We start from the raw sequence: 20,066 nt of genomic DNA, 5'->3' as shown, positions 1-20,066 counted from the left end.
AGGTCACTCCAAACAATCAGAAGGCTGTCGATCAGAACACTTGCTGTTCAGAAAACTTGGCCGGCGTTCATCGCGAGATGCTCGACGATCGGGCCGAGCGCGAGCGCCGGGAAGAAGGTCAGGCCGCCGATGATCAGGATCACGCCGACGACGAGGCCGACGAACAGCCCGCCGGTGGTCGGGAGGGTGCCCGCAGACGGCGGAATGGACTTTTTCGCGGCGAGCGAGCCCGCGATCGCCATCGCGGGAACGATCATGAAGAACCGGCCGACGAACATCGCGCTGGCGAGCGTGAGGTTGTAGAAGAAGGTGTTGCCGGTGAGCCCCGCGAAGGCGGAGCCGTTGTTGCCGGTCGCCGAGGTGAAGGCGTAGAGCACCTCGGTGAAGCCGTGCGGGCCGGCATTCGCCATCGAGGCGACCGCCGCCGGATAGACCACTCCGACCGCGGTCCAGCCCAGGATCATCAGCGGCAGCACCAGGATGGCGAGCATCGCCATCTTGACCTCGCGCGCCTCGATCTTCTTGCCGACATATTCCGGCGTGCGGCCGACCATCAGGCCTGCGACGAAGATCGCAAGGATGACGAACAGCAGCATGCCGTACATGCCGGCGCCGACGCCGCCGACGATGATTTCGCCCAGCTCGATGTTAATCAGGGGAATCATGCCGCCGAGCGCGGTGAAGCTGTCATGCATGGCGTTGACCGCACCGCAGGAGGCCGCCGTCGTGATCACCGCGAACAGCGAGGAGGCAACGATGCCGAAGCGGACTTCCTTGCCTTCCATGTTGCCGCCGGTCAGGCCGAGCGCCTGCAGGGTCGAGGTGCCGTTGGCTTCGGCCCAATAGGTGACGGCGACGCCGGCGACGAACAGCACGCCCATCACGGCGAGGATTGCCCAGCCCTGGCGCTGATTTCCGACCATGCGGCCGAACACATTGGTAAGCGCCGCACCGAGCGCGAAGATCGACAGCATCTGCACGAAGTTCGACAGCGCGGTCGGGTTTTCGAAAGGGTGCGCGGCGTTGGCATTGAAGAAGCCGCCGCCGTTGGTGCCGAGCATCTTGATCGCGACCTGCGAGGCGACCGGGCCGACCGCGATGGTCTGCTTGGCGCCTTCGAGCGTCGTCGCTTCGACATAATCGCCCAACGTCTGCGGCATGCCCTGCCAGACCAGGAACAGCGTGTAGACGACGCAGATCGGCAGCAGCACGTAGAGCGTCGTGCGGGTGACGTCGACCCAGAAATTACCGACGGTGCGCGCCGAGGCGCGCGAGAAGCCGCGGATCAGGGCGACCGCGAGCGCGATGCCGGTTGCGGCCGACAGGAAATTCTGGTGCGTCAGGCCGAGCATCTGCACGAGATAGGAGATCGTGCTCTCGCCGCCGTAGTTCTGCCAGTTGGTGTTGGTGATGAAGGAGATCGCCGTGTTGAAGGAGAGGTCCTCCGCGACCGCGCCCTGGCCTGCCGGATTGAAGGGCAGCGCGGCCTGCAACCGCATCACGCCATAGATGATGAGAAAGCCGCCGACATGGAACAGCAGCATGGAGACCGTGTAGGTCAGCCAGTGCTGCTCGCGCTTCTCGTCGACGCCGGAGAACCAGTAGATGCCGGCCTCGATCGGCCGCAGCACCGGCGACAGGAACGTCCGTTCGCCGTCGAACACGCGCGTCATGTACCAGCCGAGCGGCTTGGCGAGCGCGACGATGATCGCGCAATAGAGAATGATCTGGAGCCAACCGATCATGGTCATGGAATCAATCCTTCAGGCTTGGCGCCCGGCGCAACAGCGGCAGGAACACCGTCAGCAGGCAGGCGACGAGCACGGCGTCCGCCAGCAGCAATTCGACAAGGAGCAGCACGGCTCAGAACCGTTCCGGCCGCAGAAGCGCGTAGGTGAGGTAGAACAGGAGGCCGAACGAGACGGCACCGGCGAGCGCATAATCAAAGATCATGGTCCGCTCCCTCACAGCCGTTCGCAGGCGTAGGTGTAGCCGATCGCAAGGGCGAAAAAGGCGAAGCCCAGCGCCAGCATCAGAATGTCCATCATGGAGATACTCCTCGTTGCGTCTTTATGTCCGGCGCAACCATTTCTCTGGGACCCGGCGGGGCGCGCGGACATGGAATGCAACGCGCTTCCACGGCGCCAGTCGGGATTTTTGACCGTGCTGAAGTGCCACCACGGGCATAGGTTTTCGAGATGAGGGCTATGGCGACGTTATAGGAATCTCATAAAGGCCGGGGCGCGGCGCCGAGCGGGATAGGCCCGCCACTTATGAAATCCCTATATCTCCCGCCCCGTCCCCATCTCGTTTTCAAATGCCATTTTCGCCATTTTGGAGAGGCCGGCCGACTGACCGACGCCAATTCCAGGAGGCCTGACATGACCGCCACACTCCGACACTACGACCCGCCTTCAATCAGCCAGCGGCTTCGCGCGGCACCGACAGTGACGCGATCGCTGCTGCTGGACATCATCGATCACGCCTGCCGGCGCTTCCCTTCGCTTGGACAAAGTGAGCGCACAGCGCGCATCATGCGCCTGGTCGATGCCGAGGCCTGGGCCGATGCCGCGCTGGCGCTGCTGGAGCTCGAGCTGCCGCTGTGGCAGGTCCGCCGCATCGCCTATGACGAGGGTGAATGGCATTGCGCGCTCTCGCGCGAGCGCGAATTGCCGGACTGGCTCGACGCCGCTGTCGAAGCCCGGCATGCCGACCTTGCGTTGGCCCTGCTGTCGGCGTTCATCGAGGTACAGGCGTTGGCCGTGGAAATCTCGCGGCCGAGCGTTCCCATCGTGCGCCCCGCCCCCGACCCGTTCTATGAGCCGGTCGGCTGCGAGAACTTCAGCTAGCCGGCCGGGCGGGTTCGCGCCTTGCCGCAGTCTTCGGACATATCGAGGGTCCTGAGCCCGACACGCGCGATCGCGCGCTTTGCCGTCCGCGTCGTACTCCTCGCCGCCTTTGCCGCCTTCGGCAGCATAAGCTTCGGGCGGAGCCTCGCCGCGCTGCTCTGGATGTCGATCATTCTGTGCGCCGCCGTCGCCCTCTTGCGACGCGAGCCGCTGTTCGGTGGCGCCCTCAATCATTGGGACGAGTGCGCGGCGTTCGGTGCGCTGTTCGCGCTGGTTCACGTCGTCAACGAGCTGACCTGAACGCCAGACTTTATGATCTTCCTATGAGATCACCTTCCGAACGCTCTCGAAATCATACCCACCTGAAAAGATATTGATCGAACGGTTGCGGGACATGTCCCCGCCGCCCGCATCAATCGGAAGGACTACATCCGTGAAACTCGTTGAACCTCCCTCGTGCAGCTCGCCTTCGACCATCGTCTTCATTGGCCGCAACCACGGGGGACAATGGGTCGCCCAGGAACAGAGCGGCCTCTATGGCGGCCTGTTCGTCAGCCGCGCGCAGGCGATCAAATATGCGCTGTTCGAAAACGGCCAGCACCCCGAAACCATCGTCGAGCTGCCGCGCGAGATCGAGCTCGACATGGGCAAGAGCCCCGGCAGCAACAGCGCACGCCGCGCCGCCTGAGCCGGCGCATACAGGCGAAAAGCCATGTTCACTCCACCCTCAGCCTGGTTCACCGGCTTCATCCCGGACATGCCGACCCCGTTCGATGCGGCGGACACGATCGACCTGAAGGCGTTCGCCGCGCTGTGTGAGCGGCAGGTCGCGGCCGGCGTTCCCGCACTCGTGCTGTGCGAAACCGCCGGTGAGGCACCGACGCTCTCGCCGGCCGAGCAGGAGTTCGTAATTCGCGCCGCGGTCGACGTCGCCCGCGGCCGCGTTCGGATCATCGCCGGCGCGATGTCGAATGGCACCGGCCAAGCCATCGAACTTGCGCGGCGGGCGGAGGCAGCCGGCGCCGATGCCGTCATGGCGGTGGTGCCCGCTTACAACAAGCCGATGCAGGAGGGAATGCTCGCGCACTTCCGCGCGATCGCCGGTGCGATCGGCTTGCCGGTGATCCTGCACGACGTTCCGTCCCGAACGCTGCGCCCGCTTGCCGACGAGACGCTTCTGCGTCTCCTCGAATCCCGCCAGTTCGTCGGCCTGCGCGATGGAAGCTGTGACATCACCCGCCCGATGCGGCTGTCCCGGCACCTCCCGGCCGGATTTCGCTTCCTATCCGGCGACGATCCCACCGCCTTCAGCTTCATAGCCAGCGGCGGCGACGGCGCAATCTCCGAGGTCGCCAACATCGCTCCGGATCTCTGCCGCACGATCTTCTCCCAGGTCCGGCAGGGCCGGCTGCAATCCGCCCGCTATTTACACAAGCGACTGATCCCGCTCATCGCCTGCCTCTCGAAGGAGAGCCCGGCTGCGCTCAAACATGCACTTGGCGTGCTCGGCTTGATGTCGGCACAGACGCGACTGCCGATCGTGCCGCTGGACGCGGCGGCGCAGCGGGAAATGGTGCGAGCCTTCGCCGCGATCGCCGACGAGGAACTGATCGACGGCGTCGGTGCCTGATGTTCCAGGTGCGGGCGATTTTTGCGTGAGCTCTATCCCACCGGCCGATGGGCATCACCGGTTGCTCCGTGCCTGGCAATTGGCGCTGCTGCGCTTTGCCGTGACGCGGGATGATTGCGACAGAGTGAACATCGCGGCTCTGGCCGGAGAACTCGATCGTCTCGGCCGGCGCAACACCGATGACTCCCTCCACTTCTTCCGGCGATCCAGCTCGCGGCTCTGCGTTGCGATCAATGGACAGCAAGAGGACGCCGAAGCGATTCTTGGCCATTTTTGCCAACAAATTGACGAATCACGGCTGCGGCTCGCCTTTGCCGCAGCCCTCGGGATCACGGGTTCGAGCCCTGCTCCATCCAACGTTCGCCGCAAGCGGAGCCCGGATCTGTTCAGGGGCCTGCCGACACGACAGACCGCTTCTTTATGAGATTCCTATGCAGCGAGCCCGGCGCTCATCTCGCAATCCTACGCGCCGATGGCCATCATTCGAGACTGATGGCGGCGGCTTCGACCGCCGTCAGGCTTTCGAAGGAATACCAGAATGTCGATGCTGACACATGGCGTTGAACGCCCCCTTGGCTGGGCGGAACGCCCCGCGCTGATATCGGATGCACGCAAGGCCCGGCTCAAGCGCATCGCGCTGAGTGCGCTGGCCGTGCTCTCGATGGGCAGCGTGCTCACCGCGCTGATCGCGCTGAAGACCGCGATCTATGTCTGGCACCTCCACGCCTGACGAGCATGGGAGACGATCATGACCTTGCAGATGTGTGAGGAGGCCGCCATGGCTGCGATCGCCCTCCAGGCTTCCCGCCGCCGGCCGGAGACCCGGCACGCGCAGGCGGCGACGCTTGGGCCGCTCGACCCGGATGTCGTCAGTGCCGCCATCCCCGCCTTCTTCATCGGGCGCAACGGCGCCGGCCTCTGGGTCGCGCGCGAGGCGAACGGATGCACGGGCGGCGTCTTCCTGTTCAAGAGCTCGGCGGTGGATTTCGCCAACCGGCAGAGCGGACCGGCACGATGCGCGCTGGTATTTCCCGCCGAGACCTTCGAGCTCGACGTCCAGAACCAGGGCAATCCGCTGATCGTGACAGCCGCACACGTGCTGGACGGGCTCAAGCGTCTCCTGGGGCACAAGGCTGCGAGGTAGCTGGACATGGTCGAGCTCAAGATCATCATGCTGATCGCGCTGATGGCCGCGCTCCTGTTCGGCATGCGCCTCACCGCAGCGCCCGCCTCGGACAGCTAGCATGCAGCTCCTCAAGGGCAATCTCGAGCACGCGGTCACCACGACGATCCTGACGATGACGCTGAGCCTGGTCTGGGGCGCGATCCTGACGATCGTGATCACGCTCGTCGCGCGGGGACTCGGCGTCTAGTCCTCACCGCTTCACTTCCGTCTCGATCAGGCGCGCCAGTTCCACCGCGGTGATCTCGATCGGCCGGCCGCTGCGTTCGACTCGCGCCTGGATCAACGCCCCCTGGAGCGCCGACGTGCAGAGCACGGCAAGCGCCTCCGCCCGCGGCCTGGCGAACCCGTCCGCAATCAGCTTGTCACGAAGCAGCGCGATCCGCGCCGCATAAGCCTTGCGGCCGGCATCGGACACCGCGCGCTCGCGCGGTGCAAGCTCCAGCAGCACGGTCGTAATCGGGCAGCCATTGCGAAAGCCGGAGCCCTGCATCCATCCCGCCAGCAGCCTTGCGTGGGCGCGCAGCAAATCGCCGGTCGAGCCGCATTCGGCCGCGAGTTTTGCGACGGTCGCCGCGACGCGGCGGCCGGCTTCCTCGACCGCAGCGACGGCAATCGAGGACTTTCCATCCGGAAAGTAGTGATAGAGCGACCCCTTCGGCGCACCGCTGACGTCCACGATGTCGTTCAGGCCGGTGCGGGCAAAGCCCTGGCGGCGGAACAGCGTCACCGCCGCATTGATGATGGGCTGGCGGTGTCTTGGCACGGCCGGCATGGCGTCCTCCTTCGATCATAAATTATATTGATTGGTCTACATCAGCCTCCGACAGTCAAGGCGTGACAACGAGGAGAGGCAAATGGCAAAGGGACTGACCTACGAGCTGAAGGACGGCGTCGCGCGGGTCGGGCTCGACGACGGCAAGGTCAACGTGATGTCGGCCGCCATGCTGGGCGAGATCGGAGCCGCCTTCGACCGCGCCGAGACGGAAGCGCGGATCGTGGTGCTGCGCTCGGCGCGGCCGGGCGTCTTTTCCGCGGGATTCGATCTGAAGGTGTTCGCCTCGGGCGATGCCGCCGGGAGTCTCGAGATGGTCCGGGCCGGCGCGGAGCTTGCGCTGCGGCTGATGTCGTTTCCGCATCCGACCATCGGCGTGATGGAGGGCCATGCCTTTCCGATGGGGACGTTCCTGCTGCTCGCCTGCGACGTCAGGCTGGGCGCCCGCGGGCCGCACCGCATGGGGCTGAACGAGGTCGCGATCGGCATTGCGCCGCCCAGCTTCGCCATCGAGCTCGCACGCAGCCGCCTGCATCCGGCCTGGCTCAGCCGCACCGCGACGCTGGGCGAAATGTACGAGCCTGAAGAGGCGCTGACTGCGGGCTTTCTCGATCGCGTCGTTTCGCCGGAAGCCATCGACAACGCCCTCGAGGAGATCATCGCGGCATTGCGCGCGATCCACATGCCGTCGCATGCGACCGCGAAGAAGCGCCTGCGCCAGCCGGCCATCGACGCCATGCGAACGGCGATCGAGCGTGAATTGACCATGGCTGCCTACGAGGCAAGCAGCCGTGCCCGCAAGGAGGTCGCGATGCCGGCTTGAGGCCACGTATCCGGCGGAAAACACCCGGCCGATCTGGCGCAATTTCACGGAACCGTGTAGATCGGTTTCATGAGCACAAGCAGCGTCAACGTCGTCGCCCATCCCCTGGTCCAGCACAAGCTCTCCCTGATGCGGGAGAAGGACCGCTCGACCAAGAGCTTTCGCGAGATCCTGAACGAGATCGGGATGCTGCTCGGCTACGAGGTGACGCGCGACCTGCCGCTGGAGCTGGTCGAGATCGAGACGCCGATCGCGCCGATGCAGGCGCCGAAGATCGCCGGCAAAAAGCTCACGCTGGCGCCGATCCTCCGTGCGGGCGTCGGCTTCCTCGATGGCATGCTGGCACTGATGCCCTCGGCGCGCATCGCCCACATCGGGCTTTACCGCGATCCTGAAACATTGCAGGCCGTGGAATATTACTTCAAGGCGCCGCAGGACCTGTCCGACCGCACCGTGATCCTGATGGACCCGATGCTGGCGACCGGCAACTCGGCCTGCGCCGGCGCCTCCCTGCTCAAGGCGCGCGGCGCCCGCGATATCCGCTTCGTGTGCCTTCTAGCCGCCCCCGAGGGCATCGCGCAGTTTCAGAGCGAGCATCCCGACGTGCCGATCTGGACCGCCGCGATCGACGAGCGGCTCAACGACCACGGCTACATCGTGCCGGGCCTCGGCGACGCCGGCGACCGGATGTTCGGCACAAAGTAGACAGGATTGCGCGATCGGGTTAGTTCGGTTGGCATGAGCGCCAATGAACTTTCGCTGCAATGGCTGATCCGGAGCGAAGCCGCGGCCGGCCCTGCCTTCGTGTTCGACGGCACGCCCGTCTCGCGCGCGGAGCTTTCAGAGAAGGTCGAACAGGCTGCCGCCTGGCTTGCCGCGCAAGGCGTCGGCAAGGGCGACGTGATCGCGATCTGGCTGGTCAACCGGATCGAATGGGTCGCGCTGCTGTTCGCTGCCGCCCGCCTTGGCGCGGTCGTTACTGCCGTCAATACCCGCTACCGCAGCGCGGAGGTCGCCCATCTGCTCAAGGTTTCCGGCGCCAGGCTCATGGTGGTTGAAGCCGCGTTCCGCTCGATCGACTTCGCCGCCATCCTCGCCGACGTCGCCAGGGACGAGGTCCCCGCATTGCGGGAACTCGCCGTGGTCGGCGCGGACAGGATTCCCGCACAATGGCCCTGTGTACGCTTCGACGCCTTCGACAAGCCTTATCCGCCGGCCCCACCGCCGCAGAACGACGTCGACCTGCCGGTTCTGCTGTACACGACATCGGGCACGACCAGGGGACCAAAGCTCGTTGCGCATTCGCAGCGGACGTTGGCCACCCACGCCGCCTCCGTCGCCAAAGCGCTGAAACTCTTGCCGCAGCGTCACTCGCTGCTGGCCATGCTGCCATTCTGCGGCACCTTCGGCATGACCAGCCTGCTCGGCTTCATTGCCGCGGGCGCGACCGTTCATGTGCTCGAGGCTTTCGAAGCAGCGCCAGCGCTCAAGATTCTCGGCGAGTGCAGGATCACGCATTCCTTCGGCTCCGACGAGATGCTTCGCCGCATCCTCGCACTCGCCGATGCGCCGCGGCCGTTCCCGCATCTCGAAGTCTGCGGCTTCGCTGCATTCCAGCCAGGCTGGCGCGAGCTTGGCACAGACGCCGAGGCGCGCGGCGTGCAGCTGTTCGGCCTCTACGGTTCGAGCGAGGTGCAGGCGCTGTTCTCGATAGCCCGGCCTGGCGATGCCTTTGCCGACCGCATCGAGGGCGGCGGCTGGCCGATGTCACCCGACGCGATGGTGCGCGTGCGCGACACCGAGAGCGGCGAGCTCGCGGCCGAAGGCGTCTCCGGCGAGATCGAGATCCGCGCGCCTTCGCGCTTCCTCGGCTACTTCAACAACCCGGACGCAACGCGCGATGCGATCACGGCGGACGGCTTCTTCCGCACCGGCGACATTGGCCGGCTGCGCGGCGACGGCTCGTTCGTCTACGAGACCCGTGCAGGAGACGCGATGCGACTCGGCGGCTTTCTCGTCGCCCCCGGCGAGATCGAGGACGAGCTCAAATCGTGCGCTGGCGTGGCCGACGCCCAGGTGGTCGCGGTCGATCTGAAGGGAAACGCCCGCTGCGTCGCCTTCGTGATCCCGGCCCAGGAACCGCACCAGGAGCCGCCGCAACAGGAGAAGCTGGTCGCGCGCCTGCGCGAGCGGCTCGCCGGCTACAAGGTGCCGGCGCGGATCTATGTCGTGGAGACCTTCCCCGTCACCGACAGCGCCAACGGCGTCAAGATCCAGCGCGCCCGGCTTCGTGCCATGGCGATGGAGCGCATCGCGGCCGAATGAGCCTGTCCTACTTCAGATAGCTCGCAAGATTCAGACTCAGGATCTTGCCAAGCGCCGAATAGGACGCGGTAAGTTGCGACTCGTAGGTAGAGAGCTGCGCCGTAATGGCGGCGACGTCGACGCTGGTGAGGTCGCTCGACAACGTCTCGGCATAGCTCTTGTAGTCGCTCTGGCGGGCGCTCGCCGTCTCGATCGAGGACGCCGCGCTGGAAAGCTTCGCCTGCACGGCCGCCGTGTCGTCGAGCGCCGTGCTGGCAAGATCGAGCGCGCTGGAGATGTCCGCGGACGACAGCGAGGTGCTGTTGGCGACGAATTTCAGCACACGCATCACCTCCTCGAACGCCGAATTGTCGGCGGTTACGCCATAGGAGACGGTTTCACCGGCGCCGACACGCACCGAGGCGATTTCGTCGTCGCCCCCGTAGTAGCTGCTGTCCGCCGTGGCGAGAGAGCCCGTCCCCGACGAAAAGCCCGTGAGATCGACCGGGGCCGTGTCCGTCTTGCCGCCGGAAAAGACATACTGGCCGTCATACTGCGTGTTCATGATCGACCCCATCTCCTCCAGCATCTGCTGGGCGGAGCTGATCACCGAGGTCGCTTCGGTCGTGCTGCCGGTCGAGGCGGCGCTGAGCTGGGAGCGAAGTTGCGTGATGATGTCGGTCATCGAGCCGACCGCCGAATACATCACCTGCACCTTGCTGTCGGCGAGCGTCGCGGCATCGATATAGGACTGCGCACGCGTCACCGAGACTTGGAGGTTGACGACGTGCTGGGCGTCCGAACCGTAACCGCCGATATCGCTCGAGACGATGCCGGACGATTCCTGGACCTGTTTCTCGGCCATGACCGCCTGCACGCGCAGCGCGTCGGAAATCATCTTGCTCGACTGCGCGAAGGTCGCGACCCGCATCGCCACCATGCCCAGGGTGCCTCCTATGTCGACTGCACGGCGGAGAGCAGCGCCGAGTACATGGAGTTGATGGCTTGGATCAGCGCGGAGGCTGCCGAGTATTTGTTCTGGAGCGTGCTGAGTTTCGCCGATTCCTCGTCCAGGTTGACGCCCGACTGCGACGACAGGGAGTTCGCATAGGTCGACTGCGCAGTCTCCTTGGCGGTGTAGTTGGTGGAGGCCTGCGACGACTTGCTCGCGACATCGGACACGACCGCCGAGGCGTAATCGGCGAGTGAGCCGGTAGTGGCGGCGAGCCCGCCGGTGGAGGAAAATGTCCGCGACTCCGTCAAAGCATCGTAGAAGGCATTGACGACCGTGGCAGACCCCGACGACAGCACCGTGTTGCCGGCCGTCAGGCTCGACGAGGAGTCCAGTGTCGCGAGCTGAAGCTCGTTGGTTCCGGACAGGATCTTGCTGTTGACCGCGATATCCGACGCGCTCGTTCCCGTCACCAAATCGTTGAGACCGAAATACTCCGAAAACCCCTCGCCGGAGCTTCCCACCGAGCTCGTCATCTCATTGATGGCGACGCCATTGCCGGAGCCGGTCGCCGTGATCGAAAGATGGCCGTCCGAATCGACCGATGCGGAGAGCCCGGAGATACCGTTGATCGCGGTGACGAGATCGCCGACCGTGGAATAGGACGAGAGGTCGAGATCACCGTAAGAGACCAGATTGCCGCTCTGGTCGGTGGCGGCGATGCGCACCGTGCCGGTGGCGGAGAGCGCCGTGCTGCTGGTGACGGCAGTCGTACCGGTCAGGCTGGTTGGTGCCGGCACCGAAGAAGCGCCGTTCGAGACGCTGTTCATGGCCGAGGCGAGTTGCTGTGCGAGCTGGTCGAGCTGGGACTGCGCCTCCGACAGGGTCTTGTCGCGAAGCGTGACGAGTGCGCCGATGTCGCCGCCTGATATCTGGGAAGTGATATCGACGCCGTTCACCGTGATCGCGCTGAAGCCGCTCGACGATGAGCCGGCGGTGTAAGTCGTCGACGCCGTCACCTTGGCCGCGGCGGTATAGCTGATCGTGTGCGCGGAACTGTCGACCAGCGCCTGCCCGGACGTGGTATAGACCTGCAGATCGCCGTTCGACGCCGTGAAATAGCTGATGTTCATCTTGGAGGCGACGTCCTGGAGCGCGGTGTTGCGCTGGTCCTCCAGGTCCGCGGTCGATTGGCCGGCCGCCGCCGTCTGCTTGATCGCGGCGTTGAGATCCGCGATCTGCTCCAGATCCGCATTGACGTCGTCGATCGAGGACGAGATGTCCTGGTCGGCGTCGCCGCGGAGCTTCTGGATGCCGCTCGACGTCTCCCGCAACTGGCTCGCGACGTCATCGAGGGCGCTGACGACATTGGATTGCAGCGAGGCGCTGCTCGGCGTGTTCGCCAGCGACGCCAACGCCGATTCCAGCGTGGCGATGCTGTTTGCGAGCGAGGTTCCCGTGGAGCTCCCATCGGTGCTGCTGGTCGAACCGTAGAGCTTTTCGAGCGAGGTCAGATAGGTGTTGGTGGTATCGGCCGATCCGAGGTCGGAAGTCGCCGCGACCAGCGACTTCAGCAGCAGCTTGTCGACGGTTGAGGTGATGCCGGTCACGGTGACGCCAGTGCCGACGCCGTTTGTGACGCTGCTCGACTGGCTGGCGGTCTTCTCGGTATAGCCCGTCGTGTCGGCGTTCGAGATGTTCGACGACGTCACGCTGATCTGCACCGACGTGGCCGATAGTCCGCTGAAGGCGATCGATCGTGCGATATTGAGTGACACGGCGGGGCCCCTCGAATCGTCAGGCGCTGCGGCTGGTGCCGCTGGAGACGGAGCGCGCGGCGACCCGGCCGGAAGCGCCATAGGGCGACACCGCCGCGATCTGCTCGCGGATCGCCTGCATGACGGCCTCGATCCGGCGGTTGCTGGCCTCGATCGCCGCGCGCAGGCGCACCAGGTTCTCGTCCATCGCCGCGCGCAGCTTCAGTATCCGCTCCATGAGCTGCTCACGCAGGATCCGGTCCGGTACGTTCAGGCTGGTCGTGCCCGCCGCGCACTCGGCAACCGTCCGTTCGAACATCTCCGCCAGGAGGTTCTTCTCGTCGACCTGCTTCAGGCGCGAGGCCGGCAGGCCCTTGGCAAGCTCCGCATTCTCCTCGGCGACCAGCGCGGTCAGCGTGTCGATCAGCGCGATCAGCGACTTGATCCGCGTGTCGCCGTTTGCGGCGCTCGTCCTCGTGGCGTGGCTCTTGGCTTGGGCTACAGTCATGGTCATCGCCTTCTTCTAGTTATTCCGTTTGCCGCGGCTGGCCTGCGCGTTGCGCAGGTAAGCGGCGATCGCAGCCGTCCTGACGGCTGCCTGCCTCATCTGGCCCTCGACCTCCGCGCATTCCCGCAACAGGCCGCGGCGCGCCGTCTCGAGGTCGTCGATCAGTGCGAGCAATTGCCTGCGCTCGCCGCCCTTGGCGGTCGCGGCCCGCGCCACCAGTCGTTGCAGCCGACGCAGCAGCGCCTCGCCGACAGTCCCGGATTCCTCACTGCGCACCACTCACCTCATCGCCGAGATCAGGGTGTCGTACATCTTGTTGACGGTCGAAATGACCTGGGACGCCGCCGAATAGGCCTGCTGCGCCGAGATCATGCTCGAGAACTGGCTGGAGGTATCGGTGGTCGAGGATTCGAGCTCGCTGCCGTAGATCGTGCCCGCGCCGTTCTCGCCGGACGCCTGCAGCGCGGCGTTGCCCGACGTCACGGTCGCCGAATAGATCCCGTCGCTGGAGGCGGCGAGCCCGTTGGGATCGGCGAAGGTCGCGACCGCGATCTTGTAGATTGCGATGGTCTGACCGTTCGAATAGGTCGCATCGACCACGCCGTCGTCGCCGATCGAGATGCTGGACAGCTTGCCGTAGGACAGGCCGTCCGAGTCGATGCTGGTGACGTTGACCGACGGCGTGGTTTCGCCGGACGCGTATTGCGTCAGACCGTCGGTCTTGCCGGCGGTGCCGAGATCCATGGTGATCGTACTGTCGGCCGCGCCGTCGGTCCAGCCCGTGATCGAGACGGTCGCCGGGTCAGGGCTGGTGCTGGCCAGCGAGCCGTCGCTGTTGAAGGTGATGTCGATCGTGCCGGAAGCGGTCCCCGTCGCGGTGGTGGTGTCAGAAGCCGAGGTCGGGTTGGCGAAGCTCGCGCTCCAGGTGTTGGTGCCGGTCTTGGACCAGGTGATCTGCATCGAATTCGCGGCGCCAAGCGAATCGTAGACCGTCATCGAGCTGGTATAGGTCTCGCCCGTCGCGGCGTCCGACGGCAAATTGGCGGCGATCGTGGTCTTGGTGGTGGCGCTGCCGCTGGTCGAGGCGACCTGGGTGTTGATGGCTTCGAGATTGCTCGCCGATTCGTTGCCGACGACATTGCCGTCCGCGTCGGTGCGCCAGCCCTCGAGGTAATAGCCGTTGTTCTGGAGATAGCCGGCATTGTCGGTGGTGAAGGCACCGTTGCGGGTGTAGGCGACGGTGCCGCCCGACTTGGCGTCGGTGACAACGAAGAAGCCCGAGCCCTGGATCGCGACGTCGGTGGCGTTGGAGGTCGCGGCCAGCAGGCCCTGCTGGGTGATGTTGGCGCGGCCCGAGACGGTGACGCCGCCCGAGGCATACGAGGTGGTGTTGCTCGACGCCGTCACGAGCGCGTCGAACATCCCGGACGTCGTCTTGTAGGCGGTCGTGTCGGAATTGGCGATGTTGTCGCTGATCATCGACAGGGACTGGCTCTGCGCGCTGAGCGCCGAGATCGCCGAGGATAATGCGCCGCTGAGACTCATGATAGAACTCCGGAAGAAATCAGGATGTGACGCCGATGATGTTGGCCGCGCTGACGGAAATGCCGTTCACGGTAAGCGAGGGTGTCGAGGTCGAGGTGTCGATGCCGGTCACCGTGCCGGTGACGGTCGTGTAATTGAGCACCGAATTTCCGGAGGAATTCGTCGCGGTCACCGCGATCGTGTACTGGCCGCCGTCGGAAAGCTGGTTGCCGCTGGAGTCCTTGCCGTCCCAGGTGAAGCTGTTCGAGCCGGAATTGCCGGTCCCCGTGCCGGTGTAGACGACGTTGCCGGAGGAGTCCGAGATGCTGATCGACACGTTCGAGGCGGCAGAGGACAGCGAGTAGCCGAACGTCGCCGAGCCGTTGCTCAAGGTCGAGGTGTCCGTCTTTGCCTCGACGGTATGGCCGATGTAGTTCACCGAATTCAGCGTCACGAGGCTGGAGAACGAGCTCGCGAGCGAATTGAGGTTGGAGTTGATCGACTGCTGGGAGGTGAAATTCGCGTAGGAGGTGAGCTGATTGACGAGGTCGGTGGTCGAGGTCGCATCCAGCGGATTCTGGTTCTGGAGCTCGCTGACGAGCAGGCTCAGGAAATCGCTGGAGGTCAGCGTCGAATTGGACGACGTGCTCGACGACGACGATGTCGTCGTGGTGGCGGTCGACGCAGAACTCGTTGCGGAAACGGTCATCAGAAACTCCGGCCTTCCCGCGCCGCCGGCGACGAGACGTCGGTCGGCGGCGCTTGAAATCTGTGTGCTGATGAAACGGGTGCGCGCGCGGATTCAGGCGGGGATTCACGCGCGCAAAAACGGCTTTCGACACGGCAAAATCTGCCGTGCGGGCCTCACGCGCGGCAAAGCAATCGCATCCGAGAGGAGTGTTCGGGGTGCCGACGCTTCCACTGCGTCATGGCCGGGCTTGGCGGCAACCGCAACGAATTGAAGAACACGCTTTCGGAAGGAGCCCTTCAGCTCTCCGTTGTCTCGCCTTCGGTGCGCGGCTCGGCAGTGTCGCCTTTCATTTTCGCAGCGGCGGCGACGATGCGGTCGGCGAGGCCTTTGGGCGCACGCACCGGAGGGGCTGCAAGCGCGCTGCGAACCGCGCGGGCCTCCTCGAGCAGGGCTTGCGCAGCCGACGAGTGCGCCAGCAGCTCTTCGGCGGGCAAACGCCGATCATCGGGCCAAAGCGAGAGATCCTCGCCCAGCCGGTCGATCAGTTCTTCAAACTCGGTGACGTCCATCGCCCGCCGGTCCCGCCTCGGTCAGGCCGTCATAAAGCATTGCGGGCGATGCGGAAACCGGATTTCAGCGGCTCCGGCCGCCAAAATCGCCGGCAAATGGGGACAAAACAACCGCCCCCAACGCCCCTCCCGCACTGCGGAGGAATAGGCCGCTTCAGCCCGCGCGGGCCGAATCGACCGGCCCGGCCTTGCTGCTCCGCAACGTGGCATCGACCGATTCCCAGGCCTCCCGCAGCTCGGTCAGCCCGGCGATGATCCGCCGAAAACTCTCGCGGGCATGCGGCCGGCCGTAAGCCTTGAGGCTCGCCAGGATCAAAGCGTTGTAGGTCTGGAACATCTGTTCCGCCACCGCCCCGCCCTTCGTGAAATCGAGATTGTGGCTCAGCCCGCGCAGGATCGCGGTCGCCTTCATCAGGTGCTCGTGCCCCTCCTCGAAGCGTCGTCCCTCCTGCGCGTTCAGCGACTTCTGGAGCAAGGTGATCGTGCCGCCAAGCAGCATCGAGACCGCCTTGAGCGGCGGCACGCTCGTTGCTGTCCCCCGATAGGCCTGGTTGGCCATGTACGCCATTGCATTATTCATCATCAATTACTCGAGCTGGAATTGAGCAGGGCCTTGAGATAATCGAGCGTGCTGTTGGCGCTCTCGATCGCCGCCTGGTATTTCGCGTATTGCGTCTCGAGCTGCGACTGCAGCGTCGACGCCGCGCTGTTGATGTCGTCGACCTTCTGCTGGAGATCATCATCGCGGGTCGTCAGGCTGGTAATCTGCGTTTGCAGCGCGCCGGTCGACGACGAGTAGTCCTTAGCGATCTGATAGAGCTGCGTTGCAATGCCCAAGGTCGACGTCACCGTGATCGACTGCGAGGTCGAGCCGCTATAGGTGAAGGCCATGCCGGCGTAGATCGAGCCGGAAGCGCCGATGATCGTGGTGCCGCTGATCGTGAACAGCGATGTGTCGCCGCCGACCGACGCCGAGGTGAGGTTGCCGTCGGAATCGACTGCCAGATCCAGGGTGAAGGATTGCGGCGACGTTCCGGTATTGACGACGCTGAGCTGGCTCGACGACGTCGTCGTCTGCGCCGACAACAGCTTGGTGACACCGCTCAGATTCGTGCTCAGGATATCCGACAGCGTGCTGGTATCCAGCTCGAGTTCGTTGCTCTCGTTGAAGGACAGGCCGAGATCGGCCATGGTCATGCCGCCCACGGTCGTGTTCAGGGCATTCTGGAGCGCGTCCATGATGTTGCGCATGGTGCCGTCGCCGAACAGCACTGCGCTCGAATCCGCGGTGCCGTCCGTTGCGGTCGCCTGCTGGGCGACCACCTCGTCGCGAAAGGCGTTGTAGTTGGTGACGAACGTCTCCAGTGTCGATTCAATCTGGCTGGTGTCGGTCTCGATGCTGATGTTCAGCGTCGCTCCGTCCGGCGTCTCCTGGAGCAGGCTGAAGGTGACGCCGCTCAGGACGTCCGAAATATCGTTGGTGTCGCGCGTCATCGCGATGCCGTCGAGCGTGAACTCGGCGGCCTGCGCCTCCTGGAGCACGTCGGTGAAGCTCCCCGAACTGTCGGTCACGCCGAGCTTGTTCAGGATATCGTCGCCGGACGTGCTGGAATAAGTGATGTCGGCGGCATCCTCCGTGCCCGTCAGCACCATCTGGAACGAAGTGCTGGAGACCTGCACGATCGAGGCCTGGACGTTGGTCGTCGAGGTCTGGGCATTGATGGCATCGACGACGTCCTGAAGCGACATCGTGCTGGTGACACTGATGTCGGCGGTGCTGCCGCCCTCCAGGCCGATTGAGAACGTGCCGGAGTATCCGAGTTCGTCGGTCTGGCTCGATTGCGAGGTGCCGGAAACCTTTTGAGCGGCGGCCAGCTGACTGATCGTCAGCGTGTGGTCGCCGATCGCGGCCCCGCTCTTCAGCGTCATGGAGAGCGCCGACGAGGCGCTCACGTCGCCGGTGGAACTTATGCTCGCCGCGCGCGTCGCAAATGCGCTGGTGGACAGCGAGTTGACCACCGCGGTCGAAAGCGACGCCAGCCCTGAATACAGCGTCTTCAGATCGCTCTGGAGCGTCTGATAGGCCGATATCTTGGCCTCATTGTTCGTAATCGTGGTCGAGATCGTGTCCGCCTGCGCGGTCTTCGCGTCGACGGCCGATTGGATCAGCGCCGTCCAGTCGATGCTGCTCGAATTGGTGGTTCCGCTCGTCGTGACCGATACGCCCGACGAGCTCGTCGTACTTGTGCTGCTGGTGCTCGAACTGACGCTGGTCACTTTGCTCGTCCGTCCCTGACAGAGAGGGCCGGGCCGGCATCATGCCGGCCCGGTCGGTTGGTCATCAGCCCAGCAGCTTGAGGAGGTACTGCGGCATCTGATTGGCGGCGGCCAGCGCCGACACGGCAGCCTGGGTCTTCACCTCGGCCGAAGACAGCCTGGACTGCTCGGCAGCGATATCCACGTCCTTGATCGCGGAGTTTGCCGACTGGAGATTCTGCGTCTGGGTCGAGATCGAATCCGACGAGAAGTTGAATCGCGATTCCTGGGCGCCGATCGAGGCGCGCGCGGCGGAGACCGTGTCGATCGCGGTATCGAGGGCGTCGAGCGCCGACGTCGCGCCGGACTGGGTGCTGACGTCGAGCGAGGTGACGGCGAGCGAGGACGCCGTGAGGCTGGTCAGCGTGATGGTGATGGTGTCGGAGCCGTCCGAGCCGACCAGCACGGACACGCCGGACGAGAACACGCTGGATCCGTCGAGCAGGCTCTGGCTGGAGTAGCGGGTGCCGGTCGCGATCGAGTCGATTTCCGAGTTGAGCTGCGAGAATTCCGATTGGATATAGGCGCGGCTGGAGTCGGTCGTGGTGCCCGAAGCGGACTCGGAGGCCAGCGACTTCATGCGCGCGAGAATGTCGGAGATGTTCGAGGCGCCGCCGTCGGCGGTCTGGAGGATCGCGGTGGCCTGCGAGGCGTTGGTCGCGGCCTGCTGGAGCGTGGTGACGTCCGAGGAGATACGCGTGGAAATCGCAAGGCCCGCGGCGTCGTCGGATGCCGAGGTGATGCGCGAGCCGCTCGACAGCTTCGAGAGCGAGCTGCTTTCCTGCGCGGAGTTGATGTTGAGATAGCGGACCGCTGCGTTGGCGGCGCTATTGGTATTGATTGCGGGCATTGGAAGCTCCTGTGCTGATGGGCATGGCGTGCCGCATCGTTGAAGACGATTGACGACGCGGACCGCAGCCCCGTCCGTTCGCTCAAACGGCGGAGCGCAAGCAGATCAGGCGCGAAAATCTTCGTGAAGTGATTTTTATGGTTAGCAGTCGGTAAACGCGGTGCGGATGTCGCGCTCGTGCTTGCGCAGCAGCTGGCGCAGCTGCTGGCGGCCACGCTTGAGCAGCGATTCCACCGCGGCCACCGTGGTGCCCATCACCTGGGCGATCTCGCCGTTGCTCATGCTTTCGTGGTACGACAGGATCACCGCGATGCGCTGCTGCTCGGGCAGGCGCTGCATCGCGAGCTCCAGCATGCCGTTGAGCTCGTTGCGCTCGATGATCTCGACGGCGCCGGGCTGTCCGTCGGCGACTTCCGGCACCGTCTCGACATTCTCGTTGCGCGGCTTGCGGCGCAGGTCGATGCAGCGGTTGGAGATGACGCGGTAGAGCCAGGTCGAGAATTTGGCGCGGCCGTGCTGCCAGCGTCCGCGATGGCTCCAGATCTTGAGCATGGTGTCCTGGACCACATCCTCGGCATCCGCCGCGTTGCCGACGATGCGAAGCGCGATCGCATAGGCGCGATCGATGTGGCGTTCGACCAGCGCACGGAACGCGGCTTCGTCGCCGGCCGCGAGCCTGTCGAGGAGCTCGCTGTCCTCGTCATAGACGACATCGGCGGTGACAGGTGCACTGTCCGGCGCGAGCGGCACCGACGGCGTCACCGGCACGATCGCATCGACCGGCGCCGTCGTCGCGATCCCGGCCTCGGCGGGAGCCCAGACATCAGCAGCGTAACTCATCCCGCAACCTCCAACCCGCAATGCCGGGGGCGCACATGCCACACGGCTTCCAGGCGTTGAACGCGGAGCCAAAACAATCCAGGCGGAGATTTTTTGTTATTTTTCAAGATGTTATCCGGTATCTTTTGCCGAGCATCGGGCAAGAATTGCCGACTGCGCGTGACCATCGCGCGTCCAGCCTGCAATCATCACATCGTCTCGCGCCATGGCGGATCGTCCATCCTGAACAGATGCACTCGGGAGAAAACGCTGACATTACGCGGCACTGGATGATCGAACGCGACACGCGCGTACTGCAAGCAGACGCGATTGTTTCCGAGTGTGAATGAACGCGAGACGACTTCTGCACTCGGCAATTTTTTCCGAATCACCTTTTCGAACCTAGCGCTTTTTTTGAATCTGTCAGTCGCGACGAACGCGATTTTGAATCGCGCGTGAATTTTTTTCGCATTTGCGGCGCCTGACTCCGTGCATGCGCACGTTAATCGTCCTGGT

At 64.6% G+C, this 20,066-nt stretch carries 26 protein-coding genes; 12 read left to right on the top strand and 14 right to left on the bottom strand.

The features are described 5' to 3' along the window. Positions 1–47: 47 nt before the first annotated feature. Together kdpA and NR187_RS05060 are read right to left on the bottom strand one after the other, a co-directional pair. Positions 48–1,751, bottom strand: coding sequence for a potassium-transporting ATPase subunit KdpA (kdpA, locus tag NR187_RS05065; RefSeq protein ID WP_256805895.1), 1,704 nt, complete (start codon positions 1,749–1,751; stop codon positions 48–50). Between the two features lie 112 nt (positions 1,752–1,863). Next, positions 1,864–1,953 (bottom strand): K(+)-transporting ATPase subunit F, encoded by a 90-nt coding sequence (locus NR187_RS05060; RefSeq protein WP_038965694.1) that lies wholly within the window; start codon positions 1,951–1,953, stop codon positions 1,864–1,866. Positions 1,954–2,381: 428 nt separating this feature from the next. Between NR187_RS05060 and NR187_RS05055 the strand changes: the two genes are divergently transcribed. The 8 genes from NR187_RS05055 (at position 2,382) to NR187_RS05020 (ending at position 5,852) form a co-directional block, all read left to right on the top strand. Then, the gene (locus NR187_RS05055; RefSeq protein WP_211384326.1) at positions 2,382–2,849 is read left to right on the top strand and encodes a hypothetical protein; all 468 of its coding nucleotides are present in this window, start codon (positions 2,382–2,384) and stop codon (positions 2,847–2,849) included. A gap of 21 nt (positions 2,850–2,870) precedes the next feature. Continuing rightward, positions 2,871–3,149 (top strand): hypothetical protein, encoded by a 279-nt coding sequence (locus NR187_RS05050; RefSeq protein WP_211384325.1) that lies wholly within the window; start codon positions 2,871–2,873, stop codon positions 3,147–3,149. A 133-nt stretch (positions 3,150–3,282) separates the two neighbouring features. Then, positions 3,283–3,537, top strand: a complete 255-nt coding sequence (locus NR187_RS05045) for a hypothetical protein (protein WP_211384324.1) — start codon at positions 3,283–3,285, stop codon at positions 3,535–3,537. A 24-nt stretch (positions 3,538–3,561) separates the two neighbouring features. Next, positions 3,562–4,479 carry a 4-hydroxy-tetrahydrodipicolinate synthase gene (dapA, locus tag NR187_RS05040; protein WP_256805894.1) on the top strand — a complete coding sequence of 306 codons (918 nt, stop codon included), beginning with the start codon at positions 3,562–3,564 and terminating at the stop codon, positions 4,477–4,479. Positions 4,480–4,504: 25 nt separating this feature from the next. Continuing rightward, positions 4,505–4,903 carry a hypothetical protein gene (locus NR187_RS05035; RefSeq protein WP_256805893.1) on the top strand — a complete coding sequence of 133 codons (399 nt, stop codon included), beginning with the start codon at positions 4,505–4,507 and terminating at the stop codon, positions 4,901–4,903. A 114-nt stretch (positions 4,904–5,017) separates the two neighbouring features. Next, complete coding sequence (locus NR187_RS05030) at positions 5,018–5,209, top strand: hypothetical protein (RefSeq protein WP_211384322.1); 192 nt, start codon at positions 5,018–5,020, stop codon at positions 5,207–5,209. Between the two features lie 18 nt (positions 5,210–5,227). Continuing rightward, on the top strand, positions 5,228–5,623 hold the full coding sequence (locus tag NR187_RS05025; protein WP_211384321.1) for a hypothetical protein: 396 nt from the start codon (positions 5,228–5,230) through the stop codon (positions 5,621–5,623). Between the two features lie 100 nt (positions 5,624–5,723). Then, on the top strand, positions 5,724–5,852 hold the full coding sequence (locus NR187_RS05020; RefSeq protein ID WP_256374891.1) for a hypothetical protein: 129 nt from the start codon (positions 5,724–5,726) through the stop codon (positions 5,850–5,852). 3 nt (positions 5,853–5,855) lie between these two features. Here NR187_RS05020 and NR187_RS05015 read toward each other — a convergent pair whose 3' ends face one another. Next, complete coding sequence (locus tag NR187_RS05015; RefSeq protein ID WP_256805892.1) at positions 5,856–6,437, bottom strand: TetR/AcrR family transcriptional regulator; 582 nt, start codon at positions 6,435–6,437, stop codon at positions 5,856–5,858. 82 nt (positions 6,438–6,519) lie between these two features. On the opposite strand from NR187_RS05015, the gene NR187_RS05010 reads away from it, so the two are divergent. The 3 genes from NR187_RS05010 (at position 6,520) to NR187_RS05000 (ending at position 9,585) form a co-directional block, all read left to right on the top strand. Further along, positions 6,520–7,260 (top strand): crotonase/enoyl-CoA hydratase family protein, encoded by a 741-nt coding sequence (locus tag NR187_RS05010; protein ID WP_211384319.1) that lies wholly within the window; start codon positions 6,520–6,522, stop codon positions 7,258–7,260. Between the two features lie 69 nt (positions 7,261–7,329). After that, the gene (upp, locus tag NR187_RS05005) at positions 7,330–7,965 is read left to right on the top strand and encodes a uracil phosphoribosyltransferase (protein ID WP_211384318.1); all 636 of its coding nucleotides are present in this window, start codon (positions 7,330–7,332) and stop codon (positions 7,963–7,965) included. Positions 7,966–7,998: 33 nt separating this feature from the next. Further along, positions 7,999–9,585: an AMP-binding protein gene (locus tag NR187_RS05000; RefSeq protein ID WP_256805891.1), complete on the top strand. Its 1,587-nt coding sequence runs from the start codon at positions 7,999–8,001 to the stop codon at positions 9,583–9,585. Positions 9,586–9,592: 7 nt separating this feature from the next. On the opposite strand, the gene NR187_RS04995 is transcribed toward NR187_RS05000, so the two are convergent. The 11 genes from NR187_RS04995 to NR187_RS04945 form a co-directional block, all read right to left on the bottom strand. Next, positions 9,593–10,504 carry a flagellin gene (locus tag NR187_RS04995; protein WP_256805890.1) on the bottom strand — a complete coding sequence of 304 codons (912 nt, stop codon included), beginning with the start codon at positions 10,502–10,504 and terminating at the stop codon, positions 9,593–9,595. 14 nt (positions 10,505–10,518) lie between these two features. Beyond that, on the bottom strand, positions 10,519–12,294 hold the full coding sequence (gene flgK / locus NR187_RS04990) for a flagellar hook-associated protein FlgK (RefSeq protein ID WP_256805889.1): 1,776 nt from the start codon (positions 12,292–12,294) through the stop codon (positions 10,519–10,521). 19 nt (positions 12,295–12,313) lie between these two features. Beyond that, a complete protein-coding gene (locus NR187_RS04985) occupies positions 12,314–12,787 on the bottom strand; it encodes a flagellar protein FlgN (RefSeq protein ID WP_211384314.1) in 474 nt (157 codons plus the stop codon). A gap of 9 nt (positions 12,788–12,796) precedes the next feature. Next, positions 12,797–13,057 carry a hypothetical protein gene (locus NR187_RS04980; protein WP_256805888.1) on the bottom strand — a complete coding sequence of 87 codons (261 nt, stop codon included), beginning with the start codon at positions 13,055–13,057 and terminating at the stop codon, positions 12,797–12,799. Positions 13,058–13,060: 3 nt separating this feature from the next. After that, a complete protein-coding gene (flgE, locus tag NR187_RS04975) occupies positions 13,061–14,326 on the bottom strand; it encodes a flagellar hook protein FlgE (RefSeq protein ID WP_211384312.1) in 1,266 nt (421 codons plus the stop codon). 19 nt (positions 14,327–14,345) lie between these two features. Beyond that, positions 14,346–15,014, bottom strand: coding sequence for a flagellar hook assembly protein FlgD (locus tag NR187_RS04970; protein WP_211384311.1), 669 nt, complete (start codon positions 15,012–15,014; stop codon positions 14,346–14,348). 278 nt (positions 15,015–15,292) lie between these two features. Then, complete coding sequence (locus NR187_RS04965; RefSeq protein ID WP_211384310.1) at positions 15,293–15,565, bottom strand: hypothetical protein; 273 nt, start codon at positions 15,563–15,565, stop codon at positions 15,293–15,295. Between the two features lie 154 nt (positions 15,566–15,719). Continuing rightward, positions 15,720–16,148: a flagellar export chaperone FliS gene (gene fliS, locus NR187_RS04960; protein ID WP_256805887.1), complete on the bottom strand. Its 429-nt coding sequence runs from the start codon at positions 16,146–16,148 to the stop codon at positions 15,720–15,722. Continuing rightward, complete coding sequence (gene fliD, locus NR187_RS04955) at positions 16,148–17,842, bottom strand: flagellar filament capping protein FliD (RefSeq protein ID WP_256805886.1); 1,695 nt, start codon at positions 17,840–17,842, stop codon at positions 16,148–16,150. Before fliD ends, fliS begins: the two co-directional genes overlap by 1 nt. Before the next feature lie 64 nt (positions 17,843–17,906). After that, positions 17,907–18,731, bottom strand: a complete 825-nt coding sequence (locus NR187_RS04950; RefSeq protein ID WP_256805885.1) for a flagellin — start codon at positions 18,729–18,731, stop codon at positions 17,907–17,909. Positions 18,732–18,872: 141 nt separating this feature from the next. Beyond that, positions 18,873–19,571, bottom strand: a complete 699-nt coding sequence (locus tag NR187_RS04945) for an RNA polymerase sigma factor (RefSeq protein ID WP_256805884.1) — start codon at positions 19,569–19,571, stop codon at positions 18,873–18,875. Between the two features lie 35 nt (positions 19,572–19,606). Between NR187_RS04945 and NR187_RS04940 the strand changes: the two genes are divergently transcribed. Then, a complete protein-coding gene (locus NR187_RS04940) occupies positions 19,607–19,900 on the top strand; it encodes a hypothetical protein (protein WP_211384306.1) in 294 nt (97 codons plus the stop codon). Positions 19,901–20,066 lie beyond the last annotated feature (166 nt).

Origin of the sequence: Bradyrhizobium sp. Bra64, assembly GCF_024519875.1 — a bacterium.
Lineage (GTDB): Bacteria > Pseudomonadota > Alphaproteobacteria > Rhizobiales > Xanthobacteraceae > Bradyrhizobium > Bradyrhizobium japonicum_G.
The sequence above is the reverse complement of the archived record's forward strand: the minus strand, read 5'-3'. Positions and strand labels throughout refer to the sequence as shown.